This is a genomic window from Streptomyces sp. NPDC053493 (genome assembly GCF_044544825.1).
Lineage (GTDB): Bacteria > Actinomycetota > Actinomycetes > Streptomycetales > Streptomycetaceae > Streptomyces.
Genome location: NZ_JBITXS010000003.1, coordinates 772,035 through 778,233 on the forward strand (window position 1 = coordinate 772,035; position 6,199 = coordinate 778,233).

Here is a 6,199-nt window from a genome sequence, read left to right on the forward strand (position 1 = left end):
CCGACGCAAGCTCGCAGCGCCCACCGTTGCCATGCTGCCCCGCATCGCCGACTCGATCTCGTTCCTCTACCTCGACATCGTCCGTATCCATCAGGACGACACAGGCGTCTGCGCGGAAGTGACCAGCGAACACCGCGGCACCGAAACCGTCTACCTTCCCACCGCAGCCCTCAGCTGCGTCCTCCTCGGTCCTGGCACCTCCATCACCGCCCGCGCGCTGGCCACGTTCGCCCGACACGGAACCACCGTCCTCATCACAGGATCCGGCGGCGTCCGCTGCTACGCGGCAGCACCCCCCGACTCGCTCACCACCATGTGGCTCGAACGACAGACAAGGACCTGGGCAGACGACACTCAGCGCCTCGCCATAGCCACCGCCATGTACGAGATGCGATTTGGCGCCCGCACCGTGCCTCGAGGAACAACCCTTGAACAGCTGCGAGGCATGGAAGGCCAACGCGTCAAGGCGCTGTATCGCATCCTTGCCCAACAACACAAGATTGGCCGATTCCGCCGCGCATACGACCCCGCGTCCTGGGACAGCCAGGACCCCGTCAACCTGGCACTTTCCTCCGCCAACACCTGCCTCTACGGCATCGTGCACGCAGCCATCCTCGCACTGGGTTGCTCAGCCGCTCTCGGATACGTGCACAGCGGCAACCAACAAGCCTTCGTCTACGACATCGCCGACCTGTACAAAGCCGAACTCACCATCCCTCTTGCCTTCTCTCTTCATACCTCCACCAATCCGGAAGCCGAGGCCCGCCGCTCGTTCCGCGACGGCCTGCGGCTGTTCAAACTCTTGCCACGCATCGTGACTGACATCCAGACACTCCTGGACCCCACCTCCAAGCACGAGGCGCCAGATCCGGAGGAGCGACTTGTCGACCTGTGGGACCCCGTCACAGGAGCCGTCCCCGGCGGCACAAACCACGGAGTAACCACGTGATCGCAGAGCCGGAAGGCTACCCGTCGTGGCTTCGATGATCGTCATCGCTGTTACCGCCGTACCTGACCACCTTCGGGGAGCCCTGACCCGCTGGCTTCTCGAAGTCACGCCCGAACTGTATGTCGGCACTGTCTCTGCCCGAGTCCGGGATGAGCTGTGGAACTCAGTGGCCGACTACGCAGGAAGCGGAGTAGCCGCACTTGCCTACCCCAGTAACAACGAGCAAGGATTTGAACTCCGCACGGCTGGCTTGCACCGTCGAAACCCTCTCGATTTCGATGGGTTGACCTTGATCGGCTTCCAGCGTTTGGGTAAAGAGATGGCAAGGAAGGTCTAGAGTCCCAGGTCAGTAAGGGTCCTCTCCGCGCGAGCGGAGGTGAGCCGGTGAACGGGTACGTGAGCAGCGCCAGGCGCCGGTCCTCTCCGCGCGAGCGGAGGTGAGCCGCCCGCACACGTGGGGTGATCTCACAGGGTGTGGTCCTCTCCGCGCGAGGGGAGGTGAGCCGGCTCTGGCCGACAAGGGCGTCATCGACCTTGCGTCCTCTCCGCGCGAGCGGAGGTGAGCCGCTCCTCATCCATGTCCATCTCTCCGGGCGCCTGTCCTCTCCGCGCGAGCGGAGGTGAGCCGTTTCAGGAGGGGGACCGGTGGCTATGGGGCCCGTCCTCTCCGCGCGAGCGGAGGTGAGCCGCCTGCTGCAGGTCACCGATGTGCTCAGCGCGAGTCCTCTCCGCGCGAGCGGAGGTGAGCCGACCCGTCCTTCGCGCGAGTCCGGGCGGTCATGGTCCTCTCCGCGCGAGCGGAGGTGAGCCGCCCGAGTCGGCGCTCGCCGCGCAGCGGGTCACGTCCTCTCCGCGCGAGCGGAGGTGAGCCGTGTCAGACCCTGGCCGTAGGCTGACTCCATGCGTCCTCTCCGCGCGTACGGAGGTGAGCCGCTGCGGGTCCAGTGGACCACGGTCGGCGGGCCGTCCTCTCCGCGCGAGCGGAGGTGAGCCGCTGGTACCGGCGTCTGAGCCCTTCAGGCCCTCGTCCTCTCCGCGCGAGCGGAGGTGAGCCGAACGCCCGTCGCCGGCCGCAGGGCCGCAACCAGTCCTCTCCGTGCGAGCGGAGGTGAGCCGAACGTCGTGGGAGCCGAGGCGACGCAGAAGGCGTCCTCTCCGCGCGAGCGGAGGTGAGCCGTCGCCCTCGGGCGCGTCCGGGACATCGACCACGTCCTGTCCGCGCGAGCGGAGGTGAGCCGGCGCCGAGATCGCAGCGAACGCCATGACGGTGGTCCTCTCCGCGCGAGCGGAGGTGAGCCGGAGCGCAGCTTGGCACAGGGCTTGCCCTACCCGTCCTCTCCGCGCGAGCGGAGGTGAGCCGGTCCAGGGCGCCGGTGAGACGCGGATCGCGTCGTCCTCTCCGCGTGAGCGGAGGTGAGCCGGAATCGCCATGTGCCAGCACGCGCCCGCCTGCGTCCTCTTCGCGCGAGCGGAGGTGAGCCGCCGACATGAAGACCAGGCAGTGGCGTGGAGGAGTCCTCTCCGTGCGAGCGGAGGTGAGCCGCGAACCGCATCTGGCAGGAGAACAGCCTCGACGTCCTCTCTGCGCGAGCGGAGGTGAGCCGATGACGCTGAGGATGAGCACGAGGCCGGCGCCGTCCTCTCCGCGCGAGCGGAGGTGAGCCGCCCATGGCGGCGAGGAGCTTGCGCAGGCCGTTGTCCTCTCCGCGCGAGCGGAGGTGAGCCGTTGCTCAGGATCGAGACCCCGGCGACGGCGAGGTCCTCTCCGCGCGAGCGGAGGTGAGCCGCCTCCGACGACGGAGCAGCCGACGACTCAGCCGTCCTCTCCGCGCGAGCGGAGGTGAGCCGGTCCAGGGCGCCGGTGAGACGCGGATCGCGTCGTCCTCTCCGCGTGAGCGGAGGTGAGCCGGTCGTGGTGTACCCGCCGGACGCGTCCGGGGCGTCCTCTCCGCGTGAGCGGAGGTGAGCCGTACTTGGGCGTCCCATACGTCTGGGGTGGCGTGTCCTCTCCGCGTGAGCGGAGGTGAGCCGGTGACTGGGCAGGGGGTTGATGCGTTCTGGGCGTCCTCTCCGCGTGAGCGGAGGTGAGCCGGGTGCCCAGTTCAGCCACACCGACCGCGCGTAGTCCTCTCCGCGTGAGCGGAGGTGAGCCGTCGACCACGCGGCAGCCTTCGGGCAGGACGGTGTCCTCTCCGCGTGAGCGGAGGTGAGCCGCCGGTCGAGTAGGCGACGGCGAGGTACAGCGCGTCCTCTCCGCGTGAGCGGAGGTGAGCCGCCCCACCAGTTCTACGAACGTCGCACCGCACCGTCCTCTCCGCGTGAGCGGAGGTGAGCCGGCCTGTTCGGCACCTGGCGGCGGCCGGTAAACGTCCTCTCCGTGCGAGCGGAGGTGAGCCGCGGCTCACGGCCAAGGGCTGGGACCAGGTGGCGTCCTTTCCGCGCGAGCGGAGGTGAGCCGATCGGCACCGCGTTCACGGACGTGGCGAACACGTCCTCTCCGCGCGAGCGGAGGTGAGCCGACGGAGAAGGAACTTGCCGTCGACCCGGACCCGTCCTCTCCGTGCGAGCGGAGGTGAGCCGAAGCCGCCCCCGCCGATCAGCCCGCCGGCAGCGTCCTCTCCGCACGAGCGGAGGTGAGCCGACCCGGCTCGTCACCACGACCCGGACCCTGGCGTCCTCTCCGCGCGAGCGGAGGTGAGCCGCGGGGCCTGCACAGGGGCCTGCTGCAGCAGATGTCCTCTCCGCGCGAGCGGAGGTGAGCCGGACCGCGAAGAGCGGCGGCATGACAAGGCGCAGTCCTCTCCGCGTGAGCGGAGGTGAGCCGCAGCAGGCGTACAGAGCGAAGGTGGGCCGACGGTCCTCTCCGTGTGAGCGGAGGTGAGCCGGTCACCTGGTTCAACATCGCCGGCGGCGCCGCGTCCTGTCCGCGTGAGCGGGGGGTGGGTTGCTGATTCCGGGCCCGGGAGCGGAAGGCCGGTCGCCGGTAGGCGTTGGACATGGCGGCGCTGTGGGCGTTGCGGGAGTCCTGCATGGAGATGGAAGTCTTCGATCTCAAGGCCGACTGGCTGCGTCGTCTCTGGGATGTGTTTGCCGGGTTGGGCGACGGCGCCCGCGCTCGCTCGGACCGCCGTATCACGCAGGCTGGCGCCAGCGGGGTGGGCCTGGTGGGTCCGGTCGTCCTGCGGGCGCACCGTCCACAGCAGCCCGGACCGCACCGCGGCCGGGAGTTCGCCATTGAGTGGACCTGATGGCGCGGACCCGGCGCGGCGGCGCGCACCGACCTGCGGCAGTGGGCGCCACCGTGCTCGGCATCCATTCCGTTGAGTGAGCCCACCGCCGGAGTGGACGGCCCCGTGCTCGGCATCTACTCGAGCGAGTGGTCGTCTTGTTTGATCCGGTGGCTGACCAGTTCGTGTGCTGGGTGTCCTGGGGGCGTAGTAGATCTTGCAGGAAATTCATACCTTTTTCGGAGGGTCGCTTCCTGTTCTACCTAATGCTCGTTGGGCTGAATACGGGGCATTCAGTAATCTTTCCCGATCTGGTTTTCTATCCGTTTCGGGAGAGCACGGGGCGGCAGCGAAAGGCGGGACCACGCGCGGTCCTTGCTCACCGCGACCCGTTTGGTGAGCTGCGCGGGCGGGCTTGTCCGGGGTGTTCTCTCCGTCTGTGCTGCGCAGCTAGCGGGGGATGGCGGGGCGTGCTGGGTTTGTTCGTGTGCCGGGCGGTTGGTGGTCGGTCGGAGGACGGGCGCTGGGGTGATGGTGTCGGGGCGTGGTCGGGAGAGTGAAGAGGTTGCAGTGGTGGGAGGGGCGGTGTGCGCGGGGCGGGTGTGCTGGGGTGACCAGCAGTTCGGCCAGTGACTGTCTAGAGCGGCCTGTGTGGCGTTCTGAGCGCCGTGGACCCCTTCTCAAGTCTCGCTGGTCGTTCGGGGTGCTGATTGCCGCTCAGGTGGCCGTACAGCGCCTCGTATCGCCCGGGCCGCCCGCTTCCGCACGCGGGGTGCCGCGTGCACACGTGCACGTGCACCCCGTGCACCCGGCGGCCGCCACCCTTCCCAGCCCACCGGAGGACCGGACATGACCATCGACGCCGCGTTGACCGGCGCGTTCGCGGGCGCGTTCACCCGCCCCATACCGAAGAGCGCGGGTGCCCAGGTCCGTTACCTCGTCCGCCAACACCAGGGCAGCACCCGCGCGGTCGCGCAGCTCCTCGGTGTCTCCCAGCGCACCGTGGAGCGCTACGTCCGCGACCAGATCAAGCGCCCGCGCGCCGAGCTGGCCGACCGGATGGCCGCCGAGGTCCGCCGCCGCTGGCAACCCCAGATCCGTGCCAGGGCCCGCCAGGCCGCGGCGACGTCGGACGGCCTGATGGTCGACGTCCGCGCCCGCTTCGGCTTCACCGCCGCCCCGGGCACCACCGACGACGCACGCCTGCGCCACCTCACCCTCGCCCTCCCGCCCGCCCAGGCCGCACGCCTCCTCGAGGCCCAGGACGCCGGCGCCACTGACCGCGAACTCCAGCAGGCCACCGTCGACGTACTGGGCGAGGTCTATTTCCGCGAACCTTGCACTACGGGAGGCCGGCGCTATCCCGTCTGGTTTGGCCGCCTTGCTCTGTGCCTCGCGACTGCCTAGCGTTCAGGTGCCGTGATCAGGTCGTGCGTTTCAGCTGTGGGCTTGCGCGGGTCTTGGAGGAGGGCGGATCGGGCGGGGCACCAGCGGTCTGATGCTGGCTCACCCGGCTTGCAGAGGCGCTGTTCAGCGCGGGATCGACTCTGGCAGATTCGTGGTGTCCAGTCGTCTGCGGTCGTTCTTCTCGGAGAGAGCGAGGTTCCGGGTGAGCGGAGGGTGTCCTGTGTTTCCTCCAACCGAACATGCTGCATCAAAATGAGTCAGCACTTCCAGCGGAACCTGTCTCGAGCGAGTAACCCTGATCCTTGTAGCCAGCTTGGCCCGCGTCAGCGGGCCATCTGTAGGACTGGAGGCGTAGCCGGAAGGACTGTTGGGGCGAGGGAGCGCAGCGGACTCGCCCGGGCCTGGCTGGAGCGCAGCGTAAGCCGGGCCCGCGAGGCGGAGCCGAGCCGCTCCGAGGAGCGCAGCGAACGGAGCGTCATCCCGCCTGCGCAGCAGGCGGGATGGGCGGGAGGCGCAGCCTCCCGCCCACGCTCCCGCGGAGCGGGAGCGCAACCACCGTGCGCAGCACGGCGGTTCGCTCGCCCATCGCGCAGCGATGGGGTACCCGCTCCGCGGG

Annotated in this window: 4 protein-coding genes and 1 CRISPR repeat array; all 4 genes read left to right on the plus strand. The window is 69.2% G+C overall.

The features are described from left to right. Nucleotides 1–31: 31 nt before the first annotated feature. The 4 genes from cas1e to tpg all read left to right on the plus strand — a co-directional run bounded on the left by cas1e (nt 32) and on the right by tpg (nt 5,583). Nucleotides 32–949: a type I-E CRISPR-associated endonuclease Cas1e gene (gene cas1e, locus ACIGO8_RS13275; RefSeq protein WP_399728572.1), complete on the plus strand. Its 918-nt coding sequence runs from the start codon at nt 32–34 to the stop codon at nt 947–949. Nucleotides 950–974: 25 nt separating this feature from the next. After that, the gene (gene cas2e, locus ACIGO8_RS13280; RefSeq protein WP_399728472.1) at nt 975–1,286 is read left to right on the plus strand and encodes a type I-E CRISPR-associated endoribonuclease Cas2e; all 312 of its coding nucleotides are present in this window, start codon (nt 975–977) and stop codon (nt 1,284–1,286) included. A gap of 18 nt (nt 1,287–1,304) precedes the next feature. After that, nucleotides 1,305–3,895: a CRISPR direct-repeat array (repeat unit 29 nt; unit sequence GTCCTCTCCGCGCGAGCGGAGGTGAGCCG). Nucleotides 3,896–3,945: 50 nt separating this feature from the next. After that, nucleotides 3,946–4,197 (plus strand): hypothetical protein, encoded by a 252-nt coding sequence (locus ACIGO8_RS13285; protein WP_399728475.1) that lies wholly within the window; start codon nt 3,946–3,948, stop codon nt 4,195–4,197. A gap of 828 nt (nt 4,198–5,025) precedes the next feature. After that, complete coding sequence (gene tpg, locus ACIGO8_RS13290) at nt 5,026–5,583, plus strand: telomere-protecting terminal protein Tpg (RefSeq protein WP_399728478.1); 558 nt, start codon at nt 5,026–5,028, stop codon at nt 5,581–5,583. Nucleotides 5,584–6,199 lie beyond the last annotated feature (616 nt).